The sequence below is a fragment of the Streptomyces sp. NBC_01244 genome, from assembly GCF_035987325.1.
Classification (GTDB): domain Bacteria; phylum Actinomycetota; class Actinomycetes; order Streptomycetales; family Streptomycetaceae; genus Streptomyces.
Genome location: NZ_CP108488.1, coordinates 5,319,905 through 5,335,876 on the forward strand (window position 1 = coordinate 5,319,905; position 15,972 = coordinate 5,335,876).

The 15,972-nt window shown below is 71.9% G+C and carries 15 protein-coding genes; 7 read left to right on the forward strand and 8 right to left on the reverse strand.

The window, feature by feature from the left end:
* Positions 1-5: 5 nt before the first annotated feature.
* Together OG247_RS24025 and OG247_RS24030 are read right to left on the reverse strand one after the other, a co-directional pair.
* Positions 6-1,337 carry an ArsA family ATPase gene (locus OG247_RS24025; protein ID WP_327257594.1) on the reverse strand — a complete coding sequence of 444 codons (1,332 nt, stop codon included), beginning with the start codon at positions 1,335-1,337 and terminating at the stop codon, positions 6-8.
* Positions 1,338-1,378: 41 nt separating this feature from the next.
* Positions 1,379-2,359 carry an ArsA-related P-loop ATPase gene (locus OG247_RS24030; protein WP_327254200.1) on the reverse strand — a complete coding sequence of 327 codons (981 nt, stop codon included), beginning with the start codon at positions 2,357-2,359 and terminating at the stop codon, positions 1,379-1,381.
* Positions 2,360-2,435: 76 nt separating this feature from the next.
* On the opposite strand from OG247_RS24030, the gene OG247_RS24035 reads away from it, so the two are divergent.
* The 4 genes from OG247_RS24035 to OG247_RS24050 all read left to right on the forward strand — a co-directional run bounded on the left by OG247_RS24035 (position 2,436) and on the right by OG247_RS24050 (position 5,185).
* Positions 2,436-2,600 (forward strand): DUF4177 domain-containing protein, encoded by a 165-nt coding sequence (locus tag OG247_RS24035; protein WP_112447450.1) that lies wholly within the window; start codon positions 2,436-2,438, stop codon positions 2,598-2,600.
* Entirely contained in the window at positions 2,597-3,070 is a 474-nt protein-coding gene (locus OG247_RS24040; RefSeq protein WP_266906135.1) for a RidA family protein, read from the forward strand. The genes OG247_RS24035 and OG247_RS24040 overlap by 4 nt, the downstream gene beginning before the upstream one ends.
* A gap of 316 nt (positions 3,071-3,386) precedes the next feature.
* Positions 3,387-4,343, forward strand: a complete 957-nt coding sequence (locus tag OG247_RS24045; RefSeq protein WP_327254201.1) for an NUDIX hydrolase — start codon at positions 3,387-3,389, stop codon at positions 4,341-4,343.
* Positions 4,340-5,185 (forward strand): MBL fold metallo-hydrolase, encoded by an 846-nt coding sequence (locus OG247_RS24050; RefSeq protein WP_327254202.1) that lies wholly within the window; start codon positions 4,340-4,342, stop codon positions 5,183-5,185. The genes OG247_RS24045 and OG247_RS24050 overlap by 4 nt, the downstream gene beginning before the upstream one ends.
* 29 nt (positions 5,186-5,214) lie before the next feature.
* Here OG247_RS24050 and OG247_RS24055 read toward each other — a convergent pair whose 3' ends face one another.
* Both OG247_RS24055 and OG247_RS24060 read right to left on the reverse strand, forming a co-directional pair.
* A complete protein-coding gene (locus tag OG247_RS24055; RefSeq protein ID WP_327254203.1) occupies positions 5,215-6,024 on the reverse strand; it encodes a nucleotidyltransferase domain-containing protein in 810 nt (269 codons plus the stop codon).
* 239 nt (positions 6,025-6,263) lie between these two features.
* Positions 6,264-6,938 carry a Crp/Fnr family transcriptional regulator gene (locus tag OG247_RS24060; protein ID WP_003981529.1) on the reverse strand — a complete coding sequence of 225 codons (675 nt, stop codon included), beginning with the start codon at positions 6,936-6,938 and terminating at the stop codon, positions 6,264-6,266.
* Positions 6,939-7,335: 397 nt separating this feature from the next.
* On the opposite strand from OG247_RS24060, the gene nth reads away from it, so the two are divergent.
* The 3 genes from nth to OG247_RS24075 all read left to right on the forward strand — a co-directional run bounded on the left by nth (position 7,336) and on the right by OG247_RS24075 (position 10,270).
* Positions 7,336-8,145: an endonuclease III gene (gene nth, locus OG247_RS24065; RefSeq protein ID WP_327254204.1), complete on the forward strand. Its 810-nt coding sequence runs from the start codon at positions 7,336-7,338 to the stop codon at positions 8,143-8,145.
* 141 nt (positions 8,146-8,286) lie between these two features.
* Positions 8,287-9,054, forward strand: a complete 768-nt coding sequence (locus OG247_RS24070; protein WP_327254205.1) for an NUDIX hydrolase — start codon at positions 8,287-8,289, stop codon at positions 9,052-9,054.
* A gap of 13 nt (positions 9,055-9,067) precedes the next feature.
* Positions 9,068-10,270: a MarP family serine protease gene (locus tag OG247_RS24075; RefSeq protein WP_327257595.1), complete on the forward strand. Its 1,203-nt coding sequence runs from the start codon at positions 9,068-9,070 to the stop codon at positions 10,268-10,270.
* 373 nt (positions 10,271-10,643) lie between these two features.
* Here the strand turns inward: OG247_RS24075 and OG247_RS24080 are convergent, their stop codons facing one another.
* The 4 genes from OG247_RS24080 to acs form a co-directional block, all read right to left on the reverse strand.
* Entirely contained in the window at positions 10,644-11,612 is a 969-nt protein-coding gene (locus OG247_RS24080; protein WP_327254206.1) for an alpha/beta fold hydrolase, read from the reverse strand.
* Positions 11,609-12,067, reverse strand: coding sequence for a phage holin family protein (locus OG247_RS24085; RefSeq protein ID WP_266906122.1), 459 nt, complete (start codon positions 12,065-12,067; stop codon positions 11,609-11,611). The genes OG247_RS24080 and OG247_RS24085 overlap by 4 nt, the downstream gene beginning before the upstream one ends.
* A 53-nt stretch (positions 12,068-12,120) precedes the next feature.
* Positions 12,121-13,566, reverse strand: coding sequence for a Na+/H+ antiporter NhaA (nhaA, locus tag OG247_RS24090; RefSeq protein WP_327254207.1), 1,446 nt, complete (start codon positions 13,564-13,566; stop codon positions 12,121-12,123).
* A gap of 232 nt (positions 13,567-13,798) precedes the next feature.
* A complete protein-coding gene (gene acs / locus OG247_RS24095) occupies positions 13,799-15,754 on the reverse strand; it encodes an acetate--CoA ligase (RefSeq protein WP_327254208.1) in 1,956 nt (651 codons plus the stop codon).
* Between the last annotated feature and the right edge of the window lie 218 nt (positions 15,755-15,972).

A 15,972-nucleotide genomic window follows, 5' to 3' on the forward strand; every position in this document is an offset into this window, starting at 1 on the left:
AACGCCTAAGCTCCGGCCGGAACCCCGGCCGCGAGTCGCTCTCCGATGGCCCGCAGCCCGGCGAGGTCGTGTACGTCGCCGGGCAGGGCAGCCACTTCGGCCACCGCCACTTCGGGGTGCAGCGAGGTGAAGCGGTCACGCGTGCGCTGTTCGCGCGCGATGACCTGCATGCGCTCCGCGTGCAGGCGAAGCAGTCCTGCCGTGATCACATCCACGTCGGCGTCCGCGCCGGCGTGTGCGTCGGCCTCCACGGCGGCGTCCGGGTCGACGTCTACGGCGTCGGCGCCGGTCTCTCGCGCGGTGCGGGGGTCGGTGTCGGAGTCGGAGGCGGAGCCGGGGTCCGTAGCGTCACGAAGTCCAGCTTTCCCGGACTCCTGATCCACAATGCCGCCTTCTTCAAGATTCTCCGCGGCGGCCAACGCCCGCTCCGCCGAAAGTTGTTCGGCGTCGCTGCCGTGCACCCGGTTCAGTACGAGCCCGGCCAGCGGCATCCGCTCCGCGGCCAGCCGCTCCACGAAGTACGCGGCCTCGCGCAGCGCGTCCGGTTCGGGCGCGGAGACCACGAGGAACGCCGTGCCGGGAGCCTGGAGGAGCTGGAAGGTCGCGTCCGCGCGGGTGCGGAACCCTCCGAACATGGTGTCCATGGCGGCCACGAAGGTCTGTACGTCCTTCAGCAGCGAGGCACCCATCAGCTTGCTCAGCGTGCCCGTCATCATCGACATGCCGACATTGAGGAACTTCATCCCCGCCCGGCCGCCCACCTTCGCCGGAGCCATCAGCACCCGGATGAACTTCCCGTCCAGGAAGGACCCCAGGCGCCCCGGCGCGTCCAGGAAGTCCAGCGCGGAGCGGCTCGGCGGGGTGTCCACCACGATCAGGTCCCAGTCGTCCCGGGCCCGCAGCTGCCCCAGCTTCTCCATCGCCATGTACTCCTGCGTGCCCGCGAAGCCGGCCGACAGGGACTGGTAGAAGGGGTTCGCGAGGATGGCCTCGGCGCGCTCGGGGTCGGAGTGGCCCTCGACGATCTCGTCGAAGGTCCGCTTCATGTCGAGCATCATGGCGTGCAGTTCACCGCCGGCGGTGCCCTGGACGTCCTTCACCCTGCGCGGGGTGTTGTCGAGCGAGTCGATCCCCATCGACTGGGCCAGCCTGCGCGCCGGGTCGATGGTCAGGACCACCACCTTGCGCCCGCGCTCGGCCGCCCGTACCCCGAGCGCGGCCGCGGTCGTGGTCTTGCCGACGCCGCCCGCACCGCAGCACACGATGATCCGGGTCTGCGGATCGTCCAGCAGCCGGTCGACGTCCAGCCGCGGGGGAGCGTCCATCTTCGCCTCCATCGTCGCCTCCACCGTCCGGGCCTCGCTCGTCCGGGCCTCGCTCATTCCCCGCCCACCTGCTTGCGCAGGTCCGCGGCGAGCCCGTAGAGCCCGGCCAGGTCCATCCCCGCGCCGAGCAGGGGGAGTTCGTACGTCGGCACGTCCAGCCCCGCCAGTACGGCGCGCTGGGCGCGCTCCAGCTCCACCCGGCTCGCGTGCTCCGAGGCCTGCGCCAGCAGCGGGTCCACCAGCCGTTCGGCCAGCCCGCCGCGCCGGGCGCTGCCGAGGCCGGCCCGGGACAGCGCCCTGGAGACGTCCGAGCGCCGCTCGCCGGCGGCGGCGCGCAGGGCGTCCTCGTCGAGGTGGTGCGGCCGGACCATGTTGACGACGACCCGCCCCACCGGCAGGCCCGCCTGCTGGAGTTCCGCGATCCCGTCGGCGGTCTCCTGCACGGGCATCTCCTCCAGCAGGGTGACCAGGTGCACGGCCGTCTCGGGGGACTTGAGCACCTTCATGACGGCCTGCGCCTGGTTGTGGATCGGCCCGAACCGGGCCAGGCCCGCCACCTCGTCGTTGACGTTCAGGAAGCGGGTGATCCGGCCGGTCGGCGGAGCGTCCATGATCACGTGGTCGTAGACGAACCGGCCGGACTTGTCCTTGCGCCGGACCGCCTCGCACGCCTTGCCCGTCAGGAGCACGTCCCGCAGCCCGGGCGCGATGGTCGTCGCGAAGTCGATGGCGCCGAGCTTCTTGAGGGCGCGGCCGGCCGAGCCGAGCTTGTAGAACATCTGGAGGTAGTCGAGGAGCGCCCGCTCCGCGTCGATCGCGAGCGCGTAGACCTCCCCTCCGCCCGAGGCGACGGCGATCTTCCGGTCCTCGTAGGGGAGCGCCTCCGCCCCGAACACCTGGGCGAGGCCCTGCCTGCCCTCGACCTCCACGAGAAGAGTCCGCTTGCCCTCGCGTGCGAGGGCGAGCGCGAGTGCCGCGGCGACCGTGGTCTTGCCGGTGCCGCCCTTGCCGCTGACCACCTGGAGCCTGCTCACAGGGCCCGAGCCTAATTCCTCCCGGGCGGCGGCGGTGGTGGCGGGGCCCCGCACGGCAGGCACTACGCTCGCTCCCATGACCAAGAAGTTCGAATACGCGACCGTCCCGCTGCTGGTCCACGCCACCAAGCAGATCCTGGACACCTGGGGCGAGGACGGCTGGGAGCTCGTCCAGGTCGTCCCCGGGCCGAACAACCCCGAGCAGCTCGTGGCCTACCTGAAGCGGGAGAAGGCGGCATGAGCGGAGTCGTCGAGGCGAAACTGGCCGAACTCGGCCTGACCCTCCCCGAGGTCGTCCCGCCGCTGGCCACGTACCAGCCGGCCGTGCGGTCGGGTGCCTACGTGTACACCGCGGGTCAGCTCCCGATGGTCAAGGGCAACCTGCCGGTCACCGGCAAGGTCGGCGCCGAGGTCTCGGCGGAGCAGGCCAAGGAGCTGGCCGCGACCTGCGCGCTGAACGCCCTGGCCGCGGTGAAGTCCGTCATCGGCGACCTCGACAAGATCGCGCGCGTCGTGAAGGTGGTGGGCTTCATCGCCTCCGCCCCCGACTTCACGGCCCAGCCGGGCGTGTTGAACGGCGCGAGCGAGCTGCTGGGCGCCGTCCTCGGCGACAAGGGCGTCCACGCCCGCAGCGCGGTCGGCGTGGCGGTCCTCCCGCTGGACGCCCCGGTCGAGATCGAGATCCAGGTCGAGCTGGTCCCGGGAGCCTGATCCCACCGTTCTCACGCCGGCGGGGCTGGATCCATCCAGCCCCGCCGGCGTTTGAGGCGCGGGGTCTCGGGCGGAGCCCCAGGGGGTCCGGGCGCGGCGCAGCCCGGCACCCCCCCCAGCCCGTCCGGCCGCTTGAGGACCGGGGTCCGGGCAGCGCCCGGCTGGGGGTCCCCCCGGACGGAGTCTGGGGGATGGGCGAAGGGCGGGTAGGGGACCGGGCCCCGCGCAGCGGCCGCCCGCAGCCGGACAGGCCCCGCGCAGCGGTGTGCGGAGGCCACCCCTCGAACATCGGCCCGGATGCCCGTAGCATCCCGCCATGCCGAATGGTCAGTACGGTCAGCAAGAGACCTCCGCCGGAGGTCAGTGGTACCCCCCGGAGTGGCCCGACCGGATCCGCGCCCTCGCGGACGGCGCCCTCACCCCGGTGGAACCGAGGCGCGCCGCCACGGTGATGCTGCTGCGCGACACCCCCGACGGCCCCGCCGTGCACATGCTGCGCCGCCGCGCCGAGATGGCCTTCGCCGGAGGCGCCTACGCGTACCCCGGCGGCGGTGTGGACCCCCGCGACGAGGACCACCTCATCGGCTGGGCCGGCCCGAGCCGCGCCGAGTGGGCGCAGCGGATGGGCACCGACCCCGCCACCGCCCAGGCGATCGTCTGCGGAGCCGTCCGCGAGACCTTCGAGGAGGCCGGGGTCCTGCTCGCGGGCGAGTCCGCGGACACCGTCGTCGGCGACACCACCGGCGAGGACTGGGAGGCCGCCCGCGCGGCCCTGGTCGCCCGTGAGCTGTCCTTCGCCGAGTTCCTCGACCGCCGGGGCCTCGTCCTGCGCTCCGACCTGCTCGGCGCGTGGGCCCGCTGGATCACCCCGGAGTTCGAGCCGCGCCGCTACGACACCTGGTTCTTCGTCGCGGCCCTCCCCGAAGGCCAGCGCACCCGCAACGCCTCCACCGAGGCCGACCGCACGGTCTGGATCCGCCCCGCCGACGCCGCCGCCGGCTACGACAAGGGCGAGCTGCTGATGATGCCGCCCACCATCACCACCCTGCGCTCCCTGGAGCCGTACGGGAGTCCCGCCGAGGCCCTCGCCGCGGCCGGCGCCCAGGACCTGACCCCGGTCCTCGCCAAGGCCACCCTCACGGACGGGGAGCTCGTGCTCAGCTGGCCGGGCCACGACGAGTTCACCAAGCGCGTCCGGCTCACGGCCCCCGGCACCCCGGGCCCGGGCGGCGCGCACCCCGGCCCCGCGCACCCCGGAGGAGCCCCCGCATGACCGATGCCGCCGCCCTGCCCGGCCAGCCCCGCGGAATCGTCGTCTCCGGACCCGCCACCGCCCGGGCGGTGAACGTCCTGGCCCCGAACGCCTCCCCGATGACCCTCGACGGCACCAACACCTGGCTCGTCTCCGAGCCCGGCTCCGACCTGGCCGTGGTGATCGACCCCGGCCCGCTGGACGACGTACACCTGCGTGCGGTCGTCGCCGCCGCCGAGCAGGCGGGCAAGCGGGTCGCGCTCACCCTCCTCACCCACGGACACCCCGACCACGCGGAGGGCGCGGCGCGCTTCGCCGAGCTGACCCGGACGAAGGTCCGCGCCCTGGACCCGGCCCTGCGCCTGGGAGACGAGGGTCTGGCCGCCGGGGACGTCATCCGCACGGGCGGTCTGGAACTGCGCGTGGTGCCGACGCCCGGCCACACCGCGGACTCGCTCTGCTTCCACCTGCCGGCCGACCGGGCGGTCCTGACCGGTGACACGATCCTGGGGCGCGGCACCACCGTCGTCGCGCACCCCGACGGGCGGCTCGGCGACTACCTGGACTCCCTGCGCCGGCTGCGTTCGCTGGCGGTCGACGACGGGGTCCACACGGTGCTCCCGGGGCACGGGCCGGTCCTGGACGACGCGCAGGGCGCGGTGGAGTTCTACCTCGCCCACCGGGCCCACCGCCTGGCGCAGATCGAGACGGCGGTCGAGAACGGCCTGACCACCCCCGAGGCGGTCGTCGCCCACGTCTACGCGGACGTGGACCGGTCGCTGTGGCCGGCCGCGGAGTGGTCCGTACGCGCGCAGCTGGAGTACCTGAAGGAGCACGGGCTGATCCCCGGGGCCCCCGAGTGAGCGGGCAGGCGGGAGTTTGACGACAGGCCCTAGCCTGCCGGGCGGGGCGTCTTGGTCCCGTGCCGGGCCGTGTACTCGTCCGCGAGCCACGGCCCGAGGTCCTCGACGTAGGCGCGCAGCACGGCCGGGTCGGCGACCGGGTCCAGCGCGGCGGCGGCCGCGGCGCGCATCTGGTCGGCGCGCTCGGGGTAGTACTGCCCGAACACCTCCGCCGACTCGGTGAGGTCACTGGTCCAGCCGCCCCACCGCGGCATGACGAGGGTGAACCCGGTCCGTACGAGGTGCCGCGAGACGCCCCGGCACAGCTTCCGGTACTCCTCGGGCGCGGCCGCCTCACGGATCCGCTCGCGCACCTTGGGCAGCAGCTCGGCGAGGTCGCCGTTGGTCTCGCGGGCGAGCAGGCCGTCCGGCCGGTAGCGGGGCAGGTGCTCGGCCAGGTCCGCGCCGAGCAGCGGGGTGCACAGGCAGGCGAGGAACCAGCCCAGGTCGTAACGTTCCTGCTCGCTCAGCAGCCGGTCCTTGCCGTACAGCAGGATCCCGACCCCCTCGATCTCCGCGAACTCCTCGTCGAGGCCGCGCGCCAGGGCCTCGGTGGTGTCGCGGTCCTCCTCGCCGGGCGCGTGGTGCAGGGCGATCAGCAGGTCGAGGTCGGACCGCCCGGGCCGGGCCGTCCCGCGCGGTACGGATCCGTACAGGTAGGCGCTGTGCAGCCGTCGCCCGTACGCCTCCCCGATCCGCTTCCGCGCGGCGGCGACGAGCCCCCGGAACTCGGCCTGCACCTGCCCGAGCGAGCCTTCGCGCTCGAAGTACCCGTACGCGTCGAGGCCTCTGTGCTCCATGGGTCCACTGTGCCTTCCCCCGGGCCGCACACCTCAGGCCGAAACGCCGGTCACTCCCGCGAGGCCGCCAGGCCCTCCCATGCCCGCGCCGGCCCCTCCCTGCCGCCGCCGGCCACATCCAGCCTCGCCGGCGTTTGAGGCGCGGGGACGCGGGGGCAGAGCCCCCGGAACGGCGCCGCAGGCACACGAAAAGGGGCCCCGCCCACCTGGGCAGGACCCCTCAGCGGAGACTACGAGCGTCAGCGCGAGCGCTTCGCCAGCCGCTCCACGTCCAGCAGGATCACCGCGCGAGCCTCGAGGCGGAGCCATCCGCGTCCCGCGAAGTCGGCCAGCGCCTTGTTCACCGTCTCGCGCGAGGCGCCGACGAGCTGGGCCAGCTCCTCCTGCGTGAGGTCGTGCACGACGTGGATGCCCTCCTCCGACTGCACGCCGAAGCGGCGCGACAGGTCGAGGAGCGCACGGGCCACGCGGCCCGGAACGTCGGAGAAGACCAGGTCGGACATCTGGTCGTTGGTCTTGCGCAGGCGCCGCGCGACGGCGCGCAGCAGCGCGGTCGCCACCTCGGGCCGGGCGTTCAGCCAGGGCTGGAGGTCTCCGTGACCCAGACCCAGCAGCTTGACCTCGGTCAGCGCGGTGGCGGTGGCGGTGCGCGGGCCCGGGTCGAACAGCGACAGTTCGCCGATCAGCTCTCCGGGGCCGAGGACGGCCAGCATGTTCTCGCGGCCGTCGGGGGAGGTGCGGTGAAGCTTCACCTTGCCCTCGGTGACGACGTAGAGCCGGTCACCGGGGTCGCCCTCGTGGAACAGGGCGTCACCACGTGCGAGGGTCACCTCGCCCATGGAGGCGCGGAGCTCCGCGGCCTGCTCGTCATCGAGCGCCGCGAAGAGCGGGGCACGCCGCAGTACGTCGTCCACGAGTCTCTCTCCTATGTCGACCAGCGGGGGGATCGCTCCCCCATTTTGCCGGACGGCTCAAACAGTGCGATCAATCACGTTCATCACAAGGATGCCGGACGTACGGGTGTGCTGTGCGGCGAGAGGCCGATCGGGGTGGTGTTACCTCAGGTCCGGGGTGCTCGTCGCCGCCGTGTCCCGGACCTGCGCGGTGTCCAACAGGCCGGTGAGAGCACAGGCCAAGGGGTCCGGGGGAGTGACGCCCACGGTAAATTCAGCCGTGGGCGAACACGGCCTGGTGAGAGCCCTCCCGGAGCAGTCACCCCCGCTTCAGGGCAAAACTTCGGCCAAGAAACCCCCGCCGGGCGGAGCTCACGTCCGGCCACGGGCGGAGGGCCGCGCGGCGTAGCCTTCGGGGATGGCAGAGAGCAAGGTCAAGAAGGCCGGGGCGAAGCCGGAGAGCCATCTGGCGATGGTGCGGCGGGCACGCAGGATCAACCGCGAGCTGGCGGAGGTCTACCCGTACGCGCACCCGGAGCTCGACTTCCGCAACCCCTTCGAGCTGCTGGTCGCCACCGTCCTGTCCGCGCAGACCACCGACCTGCGCGTGAACCAGACGACCCCGGCCCTCTTCGCCGCGTACCCGACCCCCGAGGACATGGCCGGAGCCGATCCCGAGGCGCTGGAGGAGATCATCCGGCCGACCGGGTTCTTCCGGGCGAAGGCCAAGTCGCTGCTCGGCCTCTCGCAGGCCCTTCGCGACAACTTCGGCGGTGAGGTGCCGGGCCGGATCGAGGACCTGGTGAGCCTGCCCGGGGTGGGCCGCAAGACGGCGAACGTGGTCCTCGGCAATGCCTTCGGAGTCCCCGGCATCACGGTCGACACCCACTTCGGGCGCCTGGTGCGGCGCTGGAAGTGGACCGAGCAGGAGGACCCGGAGAAGGTCGAGGCGGAGATCTGCGCGATCTTCCCGAAGAGCGAGTGGACGATGCTCTCGCACCGCGTCGTCTTCCACGGCCGCCGGATCTGCCATTCCCGCAAGCCCGCCTGCGGTGCCTGCCCGATCGCACCGCTCTGCCCGGCCTACGGGGAGGGCGAGACCGACCCGGAGAAGGCGGCGAAGCTCCTGAAGTACGAGAAGGGCGGCCAGCCCGGCCAGCGCCTGAGCCCGCCCCCGGACTACCCGGGCCTCCCGGCGCTCCCGCTGGGCGGCTCCTCCGCCCCGTGAGCCCCGCCGGATCCGGCCCCGCCGGCGTTTGAGGCGCGGGCTCCGGGGCGCAGGCCCGGCAGCGGAGCCGCACCCGCAAGGAACGAATCGCTACCCGCACCGCGTTTGGCGGTGTGTGGGGGACCACGGACAGGGGTGCCTATGACAGAGGCCACGCAGAACCGCCGGGCGACCGCCGCCGCCGTGCCCGGCGCAGCCACCGCGCACGGGGCCCCGTACGACACCCGGAGCGGCCCGCGCGGAAGCACGGACCTCCGTACCCACGGCCTGCCCGACTGGCTGGACCCCGTCGCCGAGGCGGCCCGGACGGTGCGGCCCACCCAGCTCAGCCGGTTCCTGCCGCCGGAGGACGGCCGAGGCCGCCAGTCCGCCGTGCTGATCCTCTTCGGCGAGGGCCCCCGCGGCCCCGAGCTGCTGCTGATGGAGCGCGCCGGCACCCTGCGCTCGCACCCCGGCCAGCCCTCCTTCCCCGGCGGCGCCCTCGACCCCGAGGACGGCGACCCGCACACCACCGGCCCGCTGCGCGCCGCGCTGCGCGAGGCCGAGGAGGAGACCGGTCTGGATCCAGCCGGGGTCCAGCTCTTCGGGGTGCTGCCCCGCCTCTACATTCCGGTCAGCGAGTTCGTCGTGACCCCGGTGCTCGGCTGGTGGCGGGCCCCCAGCCCGGTCGGCGTGGTCGACCCGGCCGAGACCGCCCGCGTCTTCACGGTGCCCGTGGCCGATCTCACGGACCCCGAGCACCGGGTCACCGCCGTGCACCCCGGCGGCTTCCAGGGCCCGGCCTTCACCGTGGAATCGGCTCTGGTCTGGGGTTTCACCGCCGGGGTGATCGACCGGATCCTGCACTTCGCCGGCTGGGAGCGCCCCTGGGACCGGTCCCGGGAAGTCCCGCTCGACTGGCGCGCATGAGACGGTGACCCCTGTGAACGTGCTGGACATCTTGTTGCTGCTCGCCGCCGTGTGGTTCGCGATCGTGGGCTACCGCCAGGGGTTCGTCGTCGGCATCCTGTCGGTGATCGGCTTCCTCGGCGGTGGTCTCGTCGCCGTGTCCTTGCTGCCCCTGATCTGGGACCGGGTCACCGACAACGGCACCCAGGTGTCCACCACCGTCGTCGTCATCGCCGTGGTCGTGATCATCATCTGTGCCTCGATCGGCCAGGCGCTGACCACTCATCTGGGCAACAAGCTCCGGCGCCACATCACGTGGTCGCCGGCGCGCGCGCTCGACGCGACGGGCGGCGCCCTGGTGAACGTGGTCGCGATGCTGCTGGTGGCCTGGCTGATCGGGTCAGCGCTCGCCGGTACGTCACTTCCCACGCTGGGCAAGGAAGTCCGCAACTCCAAGGTGCTCCTCGGCGTCTCCCGGGTGCTCCCGGCGCAGGCGAACACCTGGTTCTCGGACTTCAGCTCCACGCTGGCCCGCAACGGCTTCCCGCAGGTCTTCAGCCCGTTCTCCAACGAGCCGATCACCGAGGTCAAGCCGCCGGACCCGCTGCTCGCGCGCAGCCCGGTGGCCGAGTACGCCAAGCAGTCGATCGTGAAGGTCGTCGGCACGGCGCCCGCGTGCAGCAAGGTGCTGGAGGGCACCGGCTTCGTCTTCGCGCCGGGCAAGGTGATGACCAACGCGCACGTCGTCGGCGGGGTCGCCGAACCGACCGTGCAGGTCGGCGGGGAGGGCAAGCTCTACGACGGCAAGGTCGTGCTCTACGACTGGGAGCGCGACATCGCCGTCCTGGACGTGCCCAAGCTGAAGGCGCCGGCGCTGGAGTTCACCGACAAGGACGCGGTGAGCGGCAGCGACGCCATCGTCGCGGGCTTCCCGGAGAACGGCGCCTACGACGTCCGCTCGGCGCGCGTCCGCGGCCGGATCAACGCCAACGGCCCGGACATCTACCACCGGGGAACCGTGCGACGGGACGTCTACTCCCTGTTCGCGACGGTCCGCCAGGGCAACTCCGGCGGCCCGCTGCTGACGCCCGAGGGCAAGGTGTACGGAGTCGTCTTCGCGAAGTCCCTCGACGACCCGAACACCGGTTACGCCCTGACCACGGACGAGATCCGCGAGGACATCCGGATCGGCCGGACGGCGAACCAGCGGGTCGGCAGCCAGGGCTGCGCCCTCTGAGCCCCACAGGAGAGCCCCACAGGAGCCTTGAGGGGCCCCGTGGCCCTGTCGGACCCCGGAGCCCCCGCCGGGCCCTGTCTACGTACGCTGGTGCCTGAGCCGGGCGGAGACCCAGCGGGCCCGCCGGCGCAAAATGCGCGGAATCCCGAGTCGGGGGTCGTCGTGGCCTTCGCGGCCCTGCCCCCTGTGCGTGCCCGGCGTGACCGTCGAGCGGCGTTCGTGTGCGGTGTCACCGTAGTCGTGCGTCCAGCCCATACTCCGAGCTGTGCCCGGGGCCCAAGGTCGGTAATCGCGTTCCGGGCGGCCAATTGGCCTATGCGTCAGGCAATTGAATGCTTGTCATATAAGCGACAGTCCGACTCGGTGGTCCGCCTCAGCGGTCCGGCTCGGGATCCTTCAGCCAGTTGACCAGCTCGGTCGAGAACGCCGTCGGGTCCTCCTCGTGCGGGAAGTGCCCGAGCCCGTCGAAGAGCCGCCAGCGGTACGGGGCTTCGACGTACTGCCCGGACCCCGCCGCACTCCGCGTGCGCATCACCGGATCGAGCGAGCCGTGCAGGTGCAGCGTCGGCACCCGCACCGGCCGCTTCATGCGACGGTTGAACTGCAGGCCGTCGGGCCGGGCCATGGACCGCATCATCCAGCGGTACGGCTCGACCGAGCAGTGCGCGGTGGAGGGGATGCACATCGCACGCTGGTACACCGCGACGTCGTCCTCCTCGGGGAGCCGGGGGCCCGACCAGTCGCGGATCAGTTCGCCGACGAGCGCCCCGTCGTCGGCGACGAGCTGACGCTCGGGCACGAACGGCCGCTGGAAGCCCCAGATGTGCGAACTGGCGCGGGTCTGTCCGAAGTCGGACAGCATCGCGGAGCGCCACCGGCGCGGGTGCGGCATCGAGGACACCACCAGCCGGCGCACCAGCTTCGGCCGCATGACCGCCGCCGTCCAGGCGAGGTAGCCGCCCAGGTCGTGCCCGACGAGGGCGGCGTCGGGCTCGCCGAGGGACCGTACGACCCCGGTGATGTCGAGCGCCAGGTTGGCCGGGTCGTAGCCGCGCGGGGTGCGGTCGCTGCCGCCCACCCCGCGCAGGTCCATCGCGACGGCCCGGTAGCCCGCGTCGGCCAGCGCGGTCATCTGGTGCCGCCACGTCCACCAGAACTGCGGGAAGCCGTGCAGGAGCAGCACCAGCGGTCCGTCACCCAGCTCGGCGACGTGGAACCGCGCCCCGTTGGCCGCGACGTCCCGGTGCGTCACTTCTCGCCCGCCGGGGATGGCGATCCGGACCGCCGTGGCGGCGGTGGGGGGCGTGGCGAACGAGCCGGAATCGGACGAGGGGGCTGTCATGAAGACGAGCGTGCCACACCCACGGCGTTGTCACTGACCGACCGGGCGTGGGGCTTGACGGTGCCGACGAGGGCCGCCGTCTCCTTGACGGAGGCGATGGTCTTCACCGGCGGCTTGATCTTCTTGAACTTCGCCATGGCGATCAGACCGATCACGCCCGCGAGCAGCCAGAACGCCACGCCGACGATCAGGAAGGACCAGGCCAGGCCGAGCCCGAGGTTGTGGATGCCGTACGCCGCGGCGAAGCTCAGCACCGGCAGCGAGAAGAGGAGGAGCACGCCCGCGACGATGGCGGCGCCGCTGCCGATGCCCGCGCGCTTGACGTCCTGCTTGATCTCCACCTTGGCGAGGGCGATCTCGTCGTGCACCAGGGCGGACATCTCGGCGGTGGCCGAGGCGACCAGCTGGCCGAGTGTGCGCTCGGCTCCTGGGGCCCCTTGGTCCACTGCGCTCATCGCTCTCTCCCTCTGTCGTCCGACTGCGACGGCTGTCCTGTCGTCAGGTCAGATCATGCCGGACGGCCGCCGTCGCCGCTGGACCCGCCCGGAGCTTCGGCCGCGGCGCTCTGCGCACCGGCGGCGGCCTCCTCGGCCCTGCGCAGGTGCTGCGCGGCCTTGGCTTCGTAGATCTTCGCCATCCGCAGGTGGTAGTCCGGCTTGTCCTGCTCGTAGATGTCGGGGATGCCGTCGAGGTCCTCGTCGCGCTCCTCGTCCTCGGTGAGCGCCTTGTACTTCCGGTTGCGCATCTTCAGCAGGATGCCCGCGAAGACCGCGGCGATCAGCGAGCCGATCAGGACGGCGGCCTTGACCTCGTCGGCGAGGACCAGGTCGTCGGTGAAGGCGAGCTCGCCGATCAGGAGCGAGACGGTGAAGCCGATGCCGGCGAGCGAGGCGACGGCGAACACGTCCGGCCAGGCGAGGTCGTCGTTGAGCTCGGCCTTGGTGAAGCGGGCGGCGAGCCAGGTGCCGCCGAAGATGCCGAACGTCTTGCCGACGACGAGGCCGAGCACCACGCCGAGGGTCTCGGGCCGGGTGAAGACCTGGCCGATGGCCTCGTCGGAAAGGGACACGCCGGCCGAGAAGAGGGCGAAGAGGGGTACGGCGAGACCGGCCGAGATGGGCCGGACCAGGTGCTCGATGTGCTCGCCGGGGGAGTGCTGCTCGCCCTCCTTGCGGTGGCAGCGCAGCATCAGGCCCATGGCGACACCGGCGATGGTGGCGTGGACGCCGCTGTTGTACATCAGGCCCCAGATGGCCAGGGCGAGCGGGACGTAGACGTACCAGCCGCGCACGTTCACGCGGAGCAGGAACCAGAAAAGGACCAGGCCGGCGACCGCGCCGCCGAGCGCCAGGAAGTTGATCTCGCTGGTGAAGAACACCGCGATGATCATGATGGCGAACAGGTCGTCGACGACGGCCAGGGTCAGCAGGAACGCGCGCAGCGCGGACGGCAGGGAGGTGCCGATGACGGCGAGGACGGCGAGCGCGAAGGCGATGTCGGTGGCGGTCGGGACCGCCCAGCCGTCCGTGGAGCCGTTGCCGAGCACGTTGGTCAGTACGTAGACCAGCGCGGGCACGGCCATGCCGCAGATCGCGGCGATCACCGGGAGCGCTGCGGCCTTGGCGTCGCGCAGGTCGCCCGCGACGAGCTCGCGCTTGAGCTCGATGCCGGCGACGAAGAAGAAGACGGCGAGCAGGCCGTCGGCGGCCCAGTGCTGGAGCGAAAGGTCCAGGCCGAGGGAGGCGGGCCCGATGTGGAAGGAGCGGACGCTGTCGTAGCTCGCCGCGATGGCGGGCACGTTCGCCCAGATGAGGGCGGCGATCGCGGCCGCGAGGAGGAGGACGCCGCCCACCGTCTCGGCGCGCAGGGCGTCGGCCACGAAGCGGCGCTCGGGCAGCGACAGGCGGCCGAGGAGCTTGCGGTTCTGGCTGTCGGTGGGGGTGGGCGCGGCCACGGGTGGCACCTCCGGGGTGGGTTGGACGGCATGGCGAAGCACGTTGCCGACCAGACTTCCCGGCGCACCCTGTGGAGTAATTCTTTACGCTCTTAACACTTTACAGGGTGTACGCATGGGCGTATCCGGTGATCGTCACTTTATGTGCGAAAGGGGCATCCGGCGCGGCGCGCCGAATGCCCCTCCCTCCCGTGTCGTACGGGTTTTCGTGCGGAGTGTCGTCGTACGGGTGTCAGTCCTCGCTGCCGGCTGCCGGCAGCTTGCTCTGGATCAGGTCCATGACCGAGGAGTCCGCGAGCGTGGTGACGTCACCGACCGCGCGGTTCTCGGCCACGTCGCGCAGCAGGCGGCGCATGATCTTGCCCGAGCGGGTCTTCGGCAGCTCCTGCACCGGCAGGATCCGCTTCGGCTTGGCGATCGGGCCGAGCGTGGCACCCACGTGGTTGCGCAGCTCACCGACCAGCGTGTCCGTCTCGGAGGCGCTGCCGCGCAGGATGACGAAGGCCACGATGGCCTGGCCGGTCGTCTCGTCGTTCGCGCCGACGACCGCCGCCTCGGCGACCGAGGGGTGCGAGACGAGCGCCGACTCCACCTCGGTGGTCGAGATGTTGTGGCCGGAGACCAGCATCACGTCGTCCACCCGGCCGAGCAGCCAGATGTCGCCGTCCTCGTCCTTCTTGGCGCCGTCGCCCGCGAAGTACTTGCCCTCGAAGCGCGACCAGTACGTGTCGATGTACCGCTGGTCGTCGCCCCAGATGGTGCGCAGCATCGACGGCCACGGCTCGGTGAGGACCAGGTAGCCGCCTCCGCCGTTCGGGACCTCGTTCGCCTCGTCGTCCACGACGGTGGCGGCGATTCCGGGCAGCGCGCGCTGTGCCGAACCGGGCTTGGTCTCGGTGACGCCGGGCAGCGGGGAGATCATCATCGCGCCGGTCTCGGTCTGCCACCACGTGTCGACGATCGGGCAGCGGTCGCCGCCGATGTGCTTGCGGTACCAGATCCAGGCCTCGGGGTTGATCGGCTCGCCGACCGAGCCCAGGACGCGCAGGCTCGACAGGTCGAACTTCGCGGGGATGTCGTCGCCCCACTTCATGAACGTACGGATCGCGGTCGGCGCGGTGTAGAGGATGGTGACGCCGTACTTCTGCACGACCTCCCAGAACCGGCCCTGGTGCGGGGTGTCCGGCGTGCCCTCGTACATCACCTGGGTGGCGCCGTTGGCGAGCGGCCCGTAGACGATGTAGGAGTGCCCGGTCACCCAGCCGATGTCGGCGGTGCACCAGTAGACGTCGCTCTCCGGCTTCAGGTCGAACACCGCGTGGTGGGTGTACGAGGCCTGCGTGAGGTATCCGCCGGAGGTGTGCAGGATGCCCTTGGGCTTACCCGTGGTCCCCGAGGTGTAGAGGATGAAGAGCGGGTGCTCGGCGTCGAAGGCCTGCGGCGCGTGCTCCGTGCTCTGGCGCTCGACGATCTCGTGCCACCAGACGTCCCGGCCCTCGGTGAAGGCGGTGTCCTGGCCGGTGCGGCGCACCACGAGGACGTGGCTGACCTGCGGGCACTTGGCGACGGCCTCGTCGATGGCGGGCTTCAGGGCGGAGGGCTTGCCCCGGCGGTAGCCGCCGTCGGAGGTGATGACCAGCTTCGCGTCGGCGTCCTGGATGCGGGAGGCGACGGCGTCGGCGGAGAAACCGCCGAAGACGACCGAGTGCGCGGCGCCGACGCGGGCGCACGCGAGCATCGCGACGACCGCCTCGGGGATCATCGGCAGGTAGACGGCGACCCGGTCGCCGGCCTGTACGCCCAGCTCGGTCAGGGCGTTCGCGGCCTTGGAGACCTCGTCCTTGAGCTCGGCGTAGGTGATCGAGCGGCTGTCGCCGGGCTCGCCCTCGAAGTGGATGGCGACGCGGTCGCCGTTGCCGGCCTCGACGTGGCGGTCCACGCAGTTGTACGCGACGTTCAGCTTGCCGTCCGCGAACCACTTCGCGAAGGGCGGGTTGCTCCAGTCGAGCGTTTCGGTGGGCTCGGTGTCCCAGCTCAGCCGCCGCGCCTGCTCGGCCCAGAAGCCCAGCCGGTCCGCGTCGGCCTGTGCGTACGCAGCCTGAGTCACATTGGCGGCGGCGGCCAGATCGGCGGGCGGTGCGAACCGCCGCTCCTCCTTGAGCAGATTGGCCAGGCTTTCATTGCTCACGACGCATCTCCCTTTCCCAGGGTGTCCGTTGTGTCCCCGGTTGTGTCCCCGGGCATAGCTCATCAGTCAATGGCCCGGGTGACAAGAGGTTGCAGGGAATTGGTGTAGACCTATTACCCGGCCGGGCCCACGCACGAGTGGCCCCCGCCCGCTGCGAGGTGCGGGAAGGGGCCACTCAGTGGCACGGATACGGGAGGGTATCGGTTCAAAGCTCCCGC